Below are 13364 nucleotides of genomic sequence, written 5' to 3'. Positions count from 1 at the left end.
ATGGAAATCTTCCCTCTTGTCAAGTAAGGGATGGCTCTAAAATAAAAAGTGTGGTGGAAGTAAGGTACCCCCTCTTATACTAAGGATTAGATATAGAAGAAAGGAGGTACCCTACCATGAAAAAAGAATTAATTCTAAACCTACTAAATCTCAGTAATAATTATAACCTTATTGGTATAAAAGAGGAAGAGGTAAGGGGAAAGATGGGATTAGTTATTGATGTTGATTTCAACATGAAGAGGATAAGAAGAGATGTTAAGTGTCCAGTATGTGGTAGTTGTAATATAAGTATCCATGAGAGAAAGAAGAAAAAGAGACTTATTCTACATCTTATCCTTCCAGATGGAAGAAGGATATACCTTAGATTACCAAGGATAAGATTTAGATGTAAGGAATGTAATAAGACCTTCTCATACTATCCAGAGGGTATACATCCATGGATGAGGATAAGTGATAATCTCCTTCTTACATCCATATACAATCTAAGGAGGGGAAGTTTCAGAGAGGTATCCTCCTTCATAGGAGTTCATACAAGAACACTGAAGAGATACATAGATAGGTTCATGAGGAATAGTATCCCATGGGAATACTTTGATGGAATGAGAGATATAAGGATTGGTATAGATGAACACTCCATGAGGGGAAAGAAAATAAAGGTTGTCCTTGTTGTTGAATTAAACTCCCATACCCCTATTACAATACTTCCCTCAGATAGGAAGGAGGAGATAGTAAGATTCTTTAACTCTATACCTTTACATGTAAAGAAGAGGATAAAGGAGGTATCCATAGATATGAGAGAATCATTTAGAAGGGGAATAAGAGAATCCCTTGGAAGTAATGTAAGGATAGTTGTTGATCCATTTCATGTGATAAGAGATGCAAATAGAAGGATAGATGAAGAGAGAAAACTGATACAATCAACTCATCTTTACTATAAAGGAAAGAGGATAAAGATACCAAAGATTCTATTCCTAAAGGGAAGGGAGAAACTAACAGATAAGGAGAGGAATAAGTTAGATTACTACTTTAATCTCTATCCTTCCCTTAAAGAATTCTATGAGGTTAAGGAGAGATTAAGGTATATGTTCAATTACATGAAACATGAGGATATAGAGGTGATAAGGGAATACATCAATAACCTTATAAGAGATATGGAAGTAAGTGATGATCCTGAGATAAGGAGGTGGTCTAAAACCCTTAAGAGATGGAGAGAGGAGATAATAAATCACTTCTTTAACTTCTCCTCCACCTCCATTGTTGAAGGATACAACACTCTATCAAAACTAATAAAGAGGATAAGTTTTGGATTAAGGGATGTTAATACCTATATAAATAAGGTATTCTTGGGGATAGTACCTATTCATCTTCTACCACACTTATTGACATAGAGCCATTTTTAACTTGACAGATTAAGTTAAGGGGTTATAAAATTTTAACATGTGAAGACCTATAAAAATCTTAAGAAAGGAGAAGGGAGATGAAACTATACTATTTATCGCTTTTTTCATTAGTTGTTGTTATAGCCTTATACTTTCTCTCCAAAAGCTTCTTTGAAAAGAAATTTAAGATAAAAAAAGAGGGGGGATTCTCTCTTGTGCCGTTTGGGGAAAAAATTGGTGCCACAGGGGGACTATACCTTTTCCTTGCTCCAATAATCGCCATGGAGTGGGGATGGGTGCCATTAGTTTTATATATATTAATTGGCATGGTACTGTTTGGTTATCCATTAAGCTTTATGTCAACGCTTCTTCCAAAGAGATTCAACATTGATGCTCTCTTTAAAGAGAGAAAGAACTTTAAAAATGTTTTAACAATAGGTTTGTTTGTATTTTCACTTCTTCTTGTGGTCTCTTTTATTCAATACATATCTGATCTACTCGTAAAGAATCCCAATTTATCCACTACTTTTTTGTTGTTTGTTGTTCTTTCCTTTTTATTCTCCTTTGTGATAAAAGGGATGAAAAAGGATATTATTCCCATGACAGTTTTCTTCCTTGTGTTTGTCTTTTACATCATATGGATAGGAAAAATTTTTCCCCTTAAACTACCATTTGTGGTAATAACAGAGAAATTTACATGGGGAATAATAATAACATTAATGCTTATTTTGTTTGCCTTCTTAAGTGAAGATACTCTCTCCCGTCCATTCTCTTATCTTTCATCCTATCTATATTACTTTCTCATAATAGGAGGAGTATTTGGTCCATTTATTGGAGTTAGGATTCAAAGACACGCCTTCTCATTCTCATCCCAGAATGGAGGAATACTCATACCCATGATCTTTGGTGTTCTCACATTTGGTATCTTCTCTGGTTTTGATTCCCTTTTTTCCATACTTTTTACAGGAAAGGCGACAGTTGGAGAAAGGGATACATCCAAAGCAAGCTTACTTCCCATCAGTTTCCTATCACTTCTTGCCCTTGTTTCTTCGTTTCCTGCAATAATATATGCAAGGACAGATGCGTTTTTGAAAGGAAAGAATGCTCTCCAGATCTTTCAGGATGGAATGGCAAGGTTTATTCATTTTGCTGGATTCTCAAAGGAGTTTGGAGAAACAATAGTTCTATTTACCATGATAATAGCTATGTTCTCCTTCATGGTTTATGCGGTGAAACTCTCTGGAAGGTTCTATGAAGAGACAAGCGGAAGGAAAGGGAAATTTATTATGCTCCTAATAATCTTAATTCCGTTTATCACCTTCTTCTTACCAAAAGAAAGTTTTGGAGGAATTGAGAATATGTGGAACAAGTTTTTCCTTTTAAATACAACCTCCAATCTCATGTTAGGGGCAATTATGCTTTCTCTTATTTCCCTATTGTTTAAAGAGGATATTTTCTTCGTGATCGGGAAAGTGCTAAATGCAATCTCCCTTGCCGCTTTTGTCTATTTACTTATAAGGTATCTGGCAATAAACGATATACTTTCTCTTACAATTTCAATTATCTTTATTATAATAAACATGTTTTCTCTTATATTTATAAGGAAAAAGACAGAGAAAAATGCAGTTTCTTGAGTCTCTTAAGAAAGAACCAGTAAAGTTTATCGTCTTCACCTTTCTTTTAACCATACTTATTGGTGGAACTCTCCTCATCTTTCCCTTCTCATCTTCATCTCATAGATGGACAAATCCACTTGATGCATACTTTACAGCAACATCAGCTACATGTGTTACAGGTCTTGTGGTTAAAGATACTGGAACTTATTATTCTATATTTGGACAGATAGTTATACTCTTTCTCATTCAGGTAGGTGGACTTGGCTATATGACCATGTTCACATTTCTTGCCCTACTTCTTGGAAGAAGGATTCCTCTCTTGGATAGGCTTGCCCTTAAAGAATCTCTAAACTATTTCTCTGTTAGTGGAATTATAAAACTTGCAAGAAGAATTTTCTTCACAGTGTTAATTTTTGAGGGTCTTGGAGCCATTTCTCTATTCACAGTTTTCTATCATAAATATGGCATTATTAAAGGAATCTGGTTTGGAATTTTTCATTCTGTATCAGCCTTTTGCAATGCCGGATTTGATTTGATTGGAGGTTTTAGAAGTTTTACCCAGTTTACTGGAAATATCACATTAAATTTAACTGTCATGCTCCTAATTGTTTTTGGAGGAATAGGCTTTCCAGTTATAAGTGAAATTATTGATTATCCAAACAGAAGGAAATTTTCACTTCATGCAAGGGTTGTGTTTAAAACCACAATTTTCCTTATTGTTCTTGGAGCTTTCTTGTTTTTCCTCTTTGAGTCAAAGAATCCATTCACCCTTAAATCTCTACCAATGAAGGAGAAAATACTTTCATCTTTCTTCCAATCCATCACTCCAAGAACTGCAGGTTTCTCAACGATAACTACAGGAAAACTAAGGCTTCCAACTCTTATGTTTCTTGCCTCTTTCATGTTTATAGGAGCTTCACCAGGGGGTACTGGCGGAGGAATAAAAACAACCACAATAGTAGTTTTGTTTGAAACTCTCTTCCAGACTATCAAGGGAAGTAATGAAACCATTATAGAGGAGAGAACCATTGAGAGAAGTTTTGTAAGAAAGGCGTTTATAATATTCTTCGCCTCAATTGTTCTTGTAGGTTTTTCAACACTTGTACTTTCAATTACAGAGGTTTTTGATCTTTCAAAGATTCTCTTTGAGGTATTCTCTGCTTTTGGAACTGTTGGTTTATCCACTGGTATAACCCCTCTTCTATCTCCCATTGGAAAGCTCACTATAATGTCTACAATGTTTGCGGGAAGGGTGGGAATATTAACCATACTAACCATAATAACAACCAAGAAACTCAAGAGAATATCTTTACCTGAGGAGAAAATAATGGTAGGATAAGAGTGATGAAGAAAACATTTGGTGTTATAGGACTTGGAAGATTTGGTTTATCCGTAGCCATCAACATTGAAAAGAGGGGTTTTCCTGTTCTTGGAATTGACAATAACAGGGAGATAATCGAAAAGGTAAAAGATAGGCTAACCCATGTTGTTCAGGCAGATGCTTCAGATCCTCAAGCCCTTGAGGATGCAGGTATTAAAAACTGTGATACTGTAATTATTGCAATTGGAGACAATAAGGAACAGAGTATCCTTGCAACTATGTTAGTTAAAGATTTTGGGATTAAGTATGTGGTTTCAAAAGCAGTGGATGAACTTCATGGAAGGATACTGGAGAAGATTGGAGCAGATCTTGTGGTGTTTCCAGAGAAGGAGAGAGGAGAGACCCTTGCGATACAGTTAACATCCACCTCTTTAATTGACTATATAGAGATATCTCCTGAATATGACCTTGAGGAAGCGATAATACCGCAGAGATTTGTTGGAAAAACGATAAGAGATTTAGATTTGGGTCGGAAATATAAAGTTATAATTCTTGCCATAAGAAGGAATGGAGATATTATAATTGCTCCGTCCTCTGAGGAGAGGTTTCAGGCAGGAGATATAATAGTTTTTGTTGGAAGAACAAAGGATATTTCAAAGTTTACTAAAGATTTTCTTGAGTAAACTAACTCTTTCTCTTTGTTTTGCTCTTTTTGATCTCAACAAACTCTTTCTTTACAAATTTGTATATTCCGATTAGTGTATATATTGCAAAGCCTGCAAAGGCAATTCCCACTCCTATTCTCGTTATCCCTACCTTAAAATTTGAAGCTATGTTAAATCCTCCCCATACCACAAAAAGAACCGTTCCAACAACAGATATACCAACGGTGAAAAGTTGAGCCCTTAACATATCTAACTTTGTTACTGGTTGTTTCTCTGGAACCTTAAAATTTTCTTTCATCTCTCCTCCTTTTACATAAGTCCTCTATAGTATCCTCCATCAATTTGAATAGTTGCACCTGTTATATAACTTGCCCTCTCAGAGAGAAGGAATGTCACCACATCTGCAAATTCGCTTGGATCACCGATCCTTCCCATGGGAATGTCCTTTGTTATGGTTTTAAGAGCTTCATCAACGGATATATTCTCCCTTTTTGCCTTATCCTCCATGAGCTTTCTGACTCTATCTGTCATGGTGTATCCAGGAGCAACACAGTTTGCAGTTATATTGTAAGGAGCAACTTCATTTGATAGGCTCTTTATAAAGGAAACCACCCCTGTTCTTGAAACATTTGAAAGTATCAGATTCTTTATTGGTTGTTTTACAGTTATAGATGTGGAGGCAACTATTCTACCATACCTCTGTTCCTTCATATATGGAATAAAAGCATAGGTAAGATAAATGGCACTCATCAAATTTAGATTGATAGCTTTCAAATAGTCTTCTGGTTCAAAATCAAAGAATCCACCTGGTGGAGGTCCTCCTGCATTTGTAAAGAGCATGTGCACAGTTTTAAACTCATCTATAACAAAATCTTTAAATTTTTCTACATCCTCACGCTTTGTTACATCGCAGACAAAGGAAAGGATTTTAACTTTAAACCTATCCCTTATCTCCCCTTCCGTCTTCTTCAGTTCTTCCTCTCCCCTTGCGCATATAACTAAATTTGCTCCCTCCCTTGCAAGGGAGATTGCAACCTCTTTCCCAAGCCCTTTACTTGCAGCTGCCACAACCGCGACTTTTCCCTTTATTCCAAGATCCATCTTTAACCTCCTATTTTGATTCTTTTCTTTAAGTATATCGCACCTTCAGGACATAGTTCATGACAGCAGTAGCACATGATACATTTATCTCTATCAAAGACAGGGTAGGGGGATAAGGTTATAGCTTTTGCAGGACATTTTGCAGCACACACACCACACTTTATACACATGGATTTATTTACTTCAGGTACAGTTTGTACAACATTTATAAAGGTTGAAAATATTACTCCAGCAACTGTTGAAATTACCGAAGATGCTTTAAAAGTTTTTGGTGGTTCACACTTTTTTTGTGGAATGGAGGAAAGACCAATAATTTCTCCTTTTGGAATTCCAACAGCTTTAAATAAAGGTATAGATTCCTCTCTAAATCCCATTATTTTAGTCATTGCGTAATCGGCAAGTAAAGGGTCATCTGAAATTATTACAGAGTCTAACTCAACAGGTGTTCCATAGGATGGTCCATCTCCCTCCATTCCTATTATTCCATCCATAATAACTATTTGAGGGATAGGAATAGAGTATGCTATATCATAAACAGCTTTTGAGAACTCAACATTTGATGTAATTCTATGAATTTTCAATCTATCCTTTCTTGGTGTTAATCCAAATAGATTTTTTGTGGCGCCCGTTATAAAGGTTAATGAATGGGTTTTCATTTTAGGGAGATTAAAGAGTTTTTTTACTTCCCACAAAACTTTTGGTAGATGAAGTTCATCAAGTTTTAAAAAATTTCTCTTCACATCATTGAAACCAAATACTGCCAGCTCACTTATTTCCAAATTCTCGTCTTTTATTCCCGTTAGTCCAGATATCTCTGGATATTTTGAGGTAGGTATAACCCTTCCAGGGATATCACCCACAAGCACCTTAAATCCATTGGAAAGTAAAAATTTTACTACTGCTCTTATAAATACAGGGTGTGTAGTTACCGCCCTTTCTGGAGGGTTAAAAGAGATAAAGTTTGGCTTTACAAGAACTCTATCCCCTGATTTTAATCCTGAAAGGATAAAATCCTTATTTTCCTCAAGTATCTCTCTTATCTTACTTTCTTCGTATGTTTCTATTCTTTTTACTATTGCCTTTGCCACCATTTCCCTCCTCAAAATGAAATTTAAGTTTACCATTCTCCAAAGAGAGCCTTGCAAGAAATCTCCTTCCCTTTGAAAAGAAGGATATTTTATCTGTTTTTTCTCCAGATAAAAGTATTTTCACCTCTTCCCTTGTCAGCTTATGACCAAGAATATTCTTTGATAGAGAGAAATTACAACTTTCATTCTCGCATCTATATCTTCTCTCTGTTTCAATTACTTTCCCCTTGCAGTTTGGACATTCACCCAATGGTTCACCAGGTATTACTTTATCCTCTGGGAAGGTGAGTTCCACCTTGCCATTCTTTATCTCCAAATAGGCAGAAAACCGTCTCCTGTTTTTTGACCAGAAACCTGCAAGAAGTGGTGTTTTTTTATTTTTCATAAGTTCTACCACTTCTTCTCTTGTTATCTTTCTTCCCATCATCTTTTTTGGAACAATGAATTTACATTTACCTTTTTTCCAATTTTCACAGAAGTAAGATTTCTCACCGTCAATTATTCTTCCACCGCATATAGGACACTTTCCTATCTCTTCATATATCTCATCTTTTATTCTCTTTCCCTCCCTCTCTTTAATCTTTTCCACCACTTCAGTTGTTAGTTCTTGTATCTCAGCCATAAATTTCTCATATTCAAATTCTCCTCTTTCTATCTCTCTCAACTTTTTCTCCCATTCACCTGTAAGTTCTGGGGAGAGAAGTTCAGTAAGAGGTATCCTTTCAAGAGATTCTATAAGCTTCATTCCTTTGGGAAGTGGCTTTAATTGTTTCCCTACCCTCTCAAGGTATCCTACCTCTATGAGTCTTTCTATAATTGAAGCTCTTGTTGCAGGAGTACCCAATCCTTTCTCTTTGAGTAGTTCTCTTAAATCCTCATCAGAGACAAGTTTTCCTGCTCCTTCCATGGCTGATAAGAGAGTTGCATCGGTGTATCTTGGCGGTGGTTTTGTTTCACCTTCCTTTACCTCTTTATCAACAACCTTTACAACATCATTCTTCTTAACAGGAACAGATGGTATTGATTCTTCTTTAAATCCATAAACCTTCATCCATCCGGGAGAGATGAGAAACTTTGAATCAGTTTTAAATTTCTCGCCATTAACATCTGTAATTATTTTTATATTAAGAAACTCTGCCTCAGGATAAAAAACTGCTATGAATCTTTTTACTACTAAATCAAAGATGTTATTTTCCTCTTTTGATAAATTAGAAGCCATTTTTCCTGTAGGTATTATTGCAAAGTGGTCAGTTACCTTTTCATCATTTATAATCCTTTTTGTAAAATTTATTCCTACTTTTTCAATCTCTTTTATAAATTCCTTAAATTCCCTGTTAAAGTTGGATATTTTTTTTAGGGTCTTTTTTGCCTCCTTCTTCATGGAGGAAGGTAGATAACGAGAGTCAGTTCTTGGATAGGTTATGACTTTATGTTTTTCATAGAGAGCTTGCGCTATTTTTAATGTTCTCTTAGCAGAGTACCCAAAACGTCTATTTGCTTCTCTTTGAAGTTCTGTAAGGTCAAAGAGGAGGGGTGGCAGAACTTTGTTTTTCCTCTTTTGCACACTCTCAACTACACCATCGTTTCCCTCAATTTTTTTGAGTATCTCTTCCAATAGTTTCTTATCAAATATCCTTTCTTCCTTTTCTTTAAACCACTTACCCCTGTAATTAAAGGAGTTTTTATTGAAATCTACAAATAACTCAAAGAATTTCTTGGGTTTAAAGGAGATTATCTCTTTCTCTCTCTTAACCACAATGGCAAGTGTTGGTGTCTGAACCCTTCCAAGAGAGAAGAGGAGTCCCTCTTTTCTTGTGAAAGCCCTTGTGGCATTTATACCTATAAGCCAATCAGATTCAGCTCTTGCCCATGCTGATTGTGATAGTGGCTCAAGCTCCTCACCATCTTTTAAGTTGTCAAATCCCCTTTTTATCTCTTCAGGTGTTAAGGCATTGAGCCATAATCTCTTTATGGGAAGTTTTGAACCAGATAGTGTGTATATAAATCTGAAGATAAGCTCACCTTCTCTCCCTGCATCGCAGGCATTAACAACAAACTCAAAGTCTTTACTTTTCAAAAGTTTCTTTATAAACAGGAATCTATCCTTTACTTCCTTTATGGGTTTTAATTTGAATTCCTCTGGAATGATTGGTAAATCTTTTAAATTCCAGAATTTATATCTTTTATCATAATCCTCTGGTTCACAGAGAGTGACAAGGTGACCAAGGGCAAATGTTATGGTGAACTTCTCATTTTCAAAAACATCTCCTTTTCTTTTTGCTCCAAGGACCTTAGCAATATCCTCTGCAACAGACGGTTTCTCTGTTATAACGAGTATCTTTTTCATATATCAAGTAGAGGCAGAAATTTATCCTCTTCCTCCTTTAGTCTTCTATATTCTTCATCGTCAACAAAGTTCACCCTTAAAGGTGAGATAGACACATAGCCATTTTTTATTGCCCATGTATCTGTATTCTCATCCCCACTCCATACAGGTTTCCCCATTATCCAGTAGTATGGTTTTCCAGATGGATCAATCCTTTTTACCGTTCTGTCTACATACTTCACTCTTCCAATCTTTGTTATTTTAACTCCTTTTATCTTTCCTGATCCAGGGAAGTTTACATTCAAAAACCTCCCCTTTTTTAGAGGGTTTTCTATTAAATAGAGAAGGAGATTCTTTGAGAATTGAGAAGCTCTATTCAAATTCTCACCAAATCCACATATGGAAACAGAAAAAGAGGGAACATCATTTAGTATTGCTTCTATACTCCCTGAAACTGTGCCTGAATAAGAGATATCATCTCCAACATTGGGTAATTCATTAATTCCTGAAATTACAAAATCCATATCATTTACAATAACATCCTTTGCAAGGATCACACAATCTGCTGTGGAACCATTGGTGGAAAAAGCTTTAACTCCTTTAATTCCTATATCTACCTCATTTATCCTTAAAGGTTTATGGGTTGTTATTGAATGACCTCCTGCGCTCCTCTGTTTCTCAGGAGCAACAACATATACTTCAAAGGGAAGTTCAGCAATTGCCTTTGCTAAAACCTTTATCCCTAAAGAATCTATTCCATCGTCATTGGTTATAACTATCTTCAATTCTTTCCTCCTTCAATAGATCTTTTAACATTATATGAAAACTGCTTTCAATACTTCTCTTTGCATTAAAAACATATATACCACAACTTACCCTATAAAATCCAGTGTTAAGTTTAACTGGATTGAAACTTCTTCCAATCCTTCTTAAAAGGAATCCCATGTTGTCAACAATATTCCTCTCTATATTAAGAGTGGTGTCTATAAACATTGAGGAGACAAAAGGTTTGATGGCATCTATTCTTTTAATGAAATTCTCAACCTCTTCAATGGATACATTGTTGGGAGGGGAGGATTTTGTTTCAATGTATGATAGGTTTCCAAAGAGGAGAAAGAATATGTCAAAATCTCCTCCTCCAGCAATATCTTTAATCTTTACTCCATTTACAGAAGGGATGGCAAACTCTCTTATAAGTATTTTTGAAACAAACCATTCAAGGGTATCCCCAAAATTATCAATGTTGGGAAATCTGGATACATAAGTATCCTCCTTTAATTCAACTATCTCAAATCTAACCAGAAGCTTTAAATACTTCTCTACAGCTTCCTCTCCCCACCTCTCTTTAAGTTTTTTAACTCCCTTTTTATCTACTATTTTAAGTTTTATAATATCTGAAATAATTCTCCTCATATAATAACTTTTTAGGTGATTTAAATAGTCTTCCACAAATTCTCTCTTTCTTGGAAGAATTATCTTTTTTTCCTTTTTACCTATGACACTAAACCCCCTTTGCTTCAGAATTCTATAGATTAACTTTTCCTCAAACTCCGGATCAATATGAGATAGAATGAGAGATAAATTTCTCTTTATGTTGGTTATTTCAATTTTTAAATTTCTTATCTCTTCATCAATATTTTTCATCCTAATTGATTTTATCACAACTAACCTTGACAGAGAGAAAATTTTAGGCAATATTAAAAAGAAGGGGTGATAGGATGAACTTAAAAGGTAGAGATGTTTTATCTCTTTATGATTTTACAAGAGAAGAGATTGAAGAATTTTTGAGAGCCACTGAGGTTTTAAAGGTAAGGTCAAAGATGGGAGAGAATATCCCTGTCCTTGCAGGTAAGAAGTTGGGGATGCTTTTTGAAAAACCATCCACAAGAACGAGAATTTCCTTTGAAGTAGCAATGTATGAGCTTGGTGGATATGCCCTCTATCTTTCTTCAAGAGATTTACAGTTAAGAAGGGGTGAAACAATTGGTGATACAGCAAGAGTCTTATCCCGCTATCTTGATGGTATTATGGCAAGGGTATACTCACACAAGGACCTTGTGGACCTTGCCAAATTTGCAAGTATACCAGTCATAAATGGTTTATCTGATAAATTTCATCCCTGCCAGATACTGGGAGATTTGTTTACCATAAAGGAGAAAAAAGGGAAGTTAAAGGGTCTTAAACTTGCATATGTAGGAGATGGAAACAATGTTTGCCATTCCTTAATGCTTGGTGGAGCAAAGATGGGAATGAGAGTTTTTGTTGTAAGCCCCAAAGAGTTGAGACCTGACGAAGAGATTACAAGATGGGCAATGGAGGATGCAAAGAGATATGGTGGAGAGATTGTCCTCACAGATGATCCAGTGGAGGGAGTGAGGGATGCAGATATTATATACACAGATGTCTGGGTTTCTATGGGTCAGGAGGGGGAAGAGGAGAGAAAGAGGAATATTTTAAAGAGATATCAGGTGAACAATGAACTTGTGAAGCATGCCAAGAAGGACTTTATATTTATGCACTGTTTACCCGCTCACAGGGGAGAAGAGGTAACTGATGAGATTATGGATGGGGAGAATTCTGTAGTTTTTGATCAGGCAGAGAACCGTCTTCATGTAGAGAAAGGGATTTTGTCTCTTGTGCTATGATCTTTGGAAAGAGAGAGTGGATAATAGCTATAATTGTTTCTTTTCTTATAGGTTTTGCTCTTGGCTATTACATCCATCCCAGGGGAATAAATACCGAAAATAGAGAAGAGATAGGTATTGAGGCAAAGAACAAAATATATGTGCATGTGGTAGGAGAGGTTAAGAATCCCGGGGTTTATGAAATGTCTCTGGGAGATAGAGTTTTTCACGCCATTGAGAAGGCAGGTGGTGCCACAGAGAATGCTGATCTTACATCTATAAACTTAGCAGAAAAGTTAAAGGACGGAGAGAAGATAATTGTTTACAAGAAAGAGATGATTAATTCAAACAATGTTACTTCAAAGAACAATGTTTCCCAAGACCAAGAGAGATATTTTAAATCAAAGAACAATTTAATAAACATAAATACTGCATCCAAAGAGGAACTTGAGACACTTCCAGGGATTGGAGAGGTTCTCTCTCAAAGAATTATAGATTATAGAAGAACAAATGGCTATTTTAAGAGCATAGATGAGATAAAAAAGGTTTCAGGGATAGGGGAGAAGAGATTTGAAGCTATAAAGGATTTGATAACTGTAGGTCCTTGAGAAAACTATTTCCAGTAATATTTATTTTCTTTCTCCTGTCCCTCTTTTCCCTGAAATTCCCCTTTTTACTTCCCATTGTTTTTATACCCCTTTTCTTTATAAGAAGAAAGGATTTTACACTCTTTTTTATTATTTTTATAACTATTGGCATAATAAGGAGTGGCTTTTTTACATTCCCTTCATTTGAAAATCCTAAGACAGATACACTTATAGGAAAAGTTGTATCTTTTGAAAGAAGAACTTCAGTTGAGATAAAAACAGAGTATGGAAGAGTGAATGTGTACAAGAATAGAATTTATAATTTAAGACCCTTTGATGAGGTGGAGGTTGTGGGAGAGTTTATAAATGATTTCGGAGGAAATCCCGGCGAGGAGTCTTTCATACTTTACTCAATTTCTAAGAACTCAGTCTTAAAATTCTATGCAAGGGATATTAGAGTGAGAAAAAGGGATAATGGTATTATCTCGAGGATAAGAAACAGAATATATAGCAATCTGAATTTACTTCCAGAAAAGTATTCTTTTGTCAGGGGAATATTTATGGGGGGTGGAAGTATAGAGAGGGAAATAAAAGAAAAGTTTAAATACGCTGGTGTTATGCACCTTCTCGCTGTCTCTGGATTTCACTTGTCAATAC

13 protein-coding genes are annotated in these 13364 nt (G+C 35.6%); 7 read left to right on the top strand and 6 right to left on the bottom strand.

Features of this window, described 5'->3' with window-relative positions; genetic code table 11:
- Window positions 1-116 precede the first annotated feature (116 nt).
- The 4 genes from J7J33_05255 (at window position 117) to J7J33_05240 (ending at window position 4999) form a co-directional block, all read left to right on the top strand.
- Complete coding sequence (locus J7J33_05255; protein MCD6168684.1) at window positions 117-1388, top strand: ISL3 family transposase; 1272 nt, start codon at window positions 117-119, stop codon at window positions 1386-1388.
- Between the two features lie 89 nt (window positions 1389-1477).
- On the top strand, window positions 1478-3013 hold the full coding sequence (locus tag J7J33_05250; GenBank protein MCD6168683.1) for a hypothetical protein: 1536 nt from the start codon (window positions 1478-1480) through the stop codon (window positions 3011-3013).
- Complete coding sequence (locus J7J33_05245) at window positions 3000-4334, top strand: Trk family potassium uptake protein (protein ID MCD6168682.1); 1335 nt, start codon at window positions 3000-3002, stop codon at window positions 4332-4334. Before J7J33_05250 ends, J7J33_05245 begins: the two co-directional genes overlap by 14 nt.
- Window positions 4335-4339: 5 nt before the next feature.
- Window positions 4340-4999 (top strand): TrkA family potassium uptake protein, encoded by a 660-nt coding sequence (locus J7J33_05240; protein MCD6168681.1) that lies wholly within the window; start codon window positions 4340-4342, stop codon window positions 4997-4999.
- Window position 5000: 1 nt separating this feature from the next.
- Here J7J33_05240 and J7J33_05235 read toward each other — a convergent pair whose 3' ends face one another.
- From J7J33_05235 to J7J33_05210, 6 genes are read right to left on the bottom strand one after another with little or no spacing between them, the layout of a single operon-like run.
- Window positions 5001-5279 (bottom strand): hypothetical protein, encoded by a 279-nt coding sequence (locus tag J7J33_05235; protein ID MCD6168680.1) that lies wholly within the window; start codon window positions 5277-5279, stop codon window positions 5001-5003.
- An 11-nt stretch (window positions 5280-5290) separates the two neighbouring features.
- Window positions 5291-6082 (bottom strand): SDR family oxidoreductase, encoded by a 792-nt coding sequence (locus J7J33_05230; protein ID MCD6168679.1) that lies wholly within the window; start codon window positions 6080-6082, stop codon window positions 5291-5293.
- Window positions 6083-6084: 2 nt separating this feature from the next.
- The gene (locus J7J33_05225) at window positions 6085-7173 is read right to left on the bottom strand and encodes a DUF362 domain-containing protein (protein MCD6168678.1); all 1089 of its coding nucleotides are present in this window, start codon (window positions 7171-7173) and stop codon (window positions 6085-6087) included.
- Window positions 7124-9517 (bottom strand): DNA topoisomerase 3, encoded by a 2394-nt coding sequence (locus J7J33_05220; GenBank protein ID MCD6168677.1) that lies wholly within the window; start codon window positions 9515-9517, stop codon window positions 7124-7126. The genes J7J33_05225 and J7J33_05220 overlap by 50 nt, the downstream gene beginning before the upstream one ends.
- Window positions 9514-10281 carry a 5'/3'-nucleotidase SurE gene (gene surE, locus J7J33_05215; protein ID MCD6168676.1) on the bottom strand — a complete coding sequence of 256 codons (768 nt, stop codon included), beginning with the start codon at window positions 10279-10281 and terminating at the stop codon, window positions 9514-9516. Before surE ends, J7J33_05220 begins: the two co-directional genes overlap by 4 nt.
- A complete protein-coding gene (locus tag J7J33_05210) occupies window positions 10259-11158 on the bottom strand; it encodes a hypothetical protein (GenBank protein MCD6168675.1) in 900 nt (299 codons plus the stop codon). The genes surE and J7J33_05210 overlap by 23 nt, the downstream gene beginning before the upstream one ends.
- A 56-nt stretch (window positions 11159-11214) precedes the next feature.
- On the opposite strand from J7J33_05210, the gene argF reads away from it, so the two are divergent.
- From argF to J7J33_05195, 3 genes are all read left to right on the top strand, one after another.
- Window positions 11215-12141, top strand: a complete 927-nt coding sequence (gene argF / locus J7J33_05205; GenBank protein MCD6168674.1) for an ornithine carbamoyltransferase — start codon at window positions 11215-11217, stop codon at window positions 12139-12141.
- Complete coding sequence (locus tag J7J33_05200; GenBank protein ID MCD6168673.1) at window positions 12138-12728, top strand: helix-hairpin-helix domain-containing protein; 591 nt, start codon at window positions 12138-12140, stop codon at window positions 12726-12728. Before argF ends, J7J33_05200 begins: the two co-directional genes overlap by 4 nt.
- On the top strand, window positions 12725-13364 hold a 640-nt coding region (locus J7J33_05195; protein ID MCD6168672.1), incomplete at its 3' end, for a ComEC/Rec2 family competence protein. The genes J7J33_05200 and J7J33_05195, both read left to right, overlap by 4 nt.

The sequence above is a fragment of the Caldisericia bacterium genome (genome assembly GCA_021158845.1).
In the GTDB taxonomy this organism is placed as follows: Bacteria; Caldisericota; Caldisericia; order B22-G15; family B22-G15; genus B22-G15.
The sequence above is the reverse complement of the archived record's forward strand: the minus strand, read 5'-3'. Positions and strand labels throughout refer to the sequence as shown.

What these genes read in the sequence shown, in the direction of transcription:
- J7J33_05225 (MCD6168678.1), bottom strand. Translation starts at nt 7,173, where the DNA reads ATGGTGGCAAAGGCAATAGTAAAAAGAATAGAAACATACGAAGAAAGT.
- J7J33_05235 (MCD6168680.1), bottom strand. Translation starts at nt 5,279, where the DNA reads ATGAAAGAAAATTTTAAGGTTCCAGAGAAACAACCAGTAACAAAGTTA.
- J7J33_05200 (MCD6168673.1), top strand. Translation starts at nt 12,138, where the DNA reads ATGATCTTTGGAAAGAGAGAGTGGATAATAGCTATAATTGTTTCTTTT.
- J7J33_05240 (MCD6168681.1), top strand. Translation starts at nt 4,340, where the DNA reads ATGAAGAAAACATTTGGTGTTATAGGACTTGGAAGATTTGGTTTATCC.
- J7J33_05255 (MCD6168684.1), top strand. Translation starts at nt 117, where the DNA reads ATGAAAAAAGAATTAATTCTAAACCTACTAAATCTCAGTAATAATTAT.
- J7J33_05245 (MCD6168682.1), top strand. Translation starts at nt 3,000, where the DNA reads ATGCAGTTTCTTGAGTCTCTTAAGAAAGAACCAGTAAAGTTTATCGTC.
- J7J33_05250 (MCD6168683.1), top strand. Translation starts at nt 1,478, where the DNA reads ATGAAACTATACTATTTATCGCTTTTTTCATTAGTTGTTGTTATAGCC.
- J7J33_05230 (MCD6168679.1), bottom strand. Translation starts at nt 6,082, where the DNA reads ATGGATCTTGGAATAAAGGGAAAAGTCGCGGTTGTGGCAGCTGCAAGT.
- J7J33_05220 (MCD6168677.1), bottom strand. Translation starts at nt 9,517, where the DNA reads ATGAAAAAGATACTCGTTATAACAGAGAAACCGTCTGTTGCAGAGGAT.
- argF (MCD6168674.1), top strand. Translation starts at nt 11,215, where the DNA reads ATGAACTTAAAAGGTAGAGATGTTTTATCTCTTTATGATTTTACAAGA.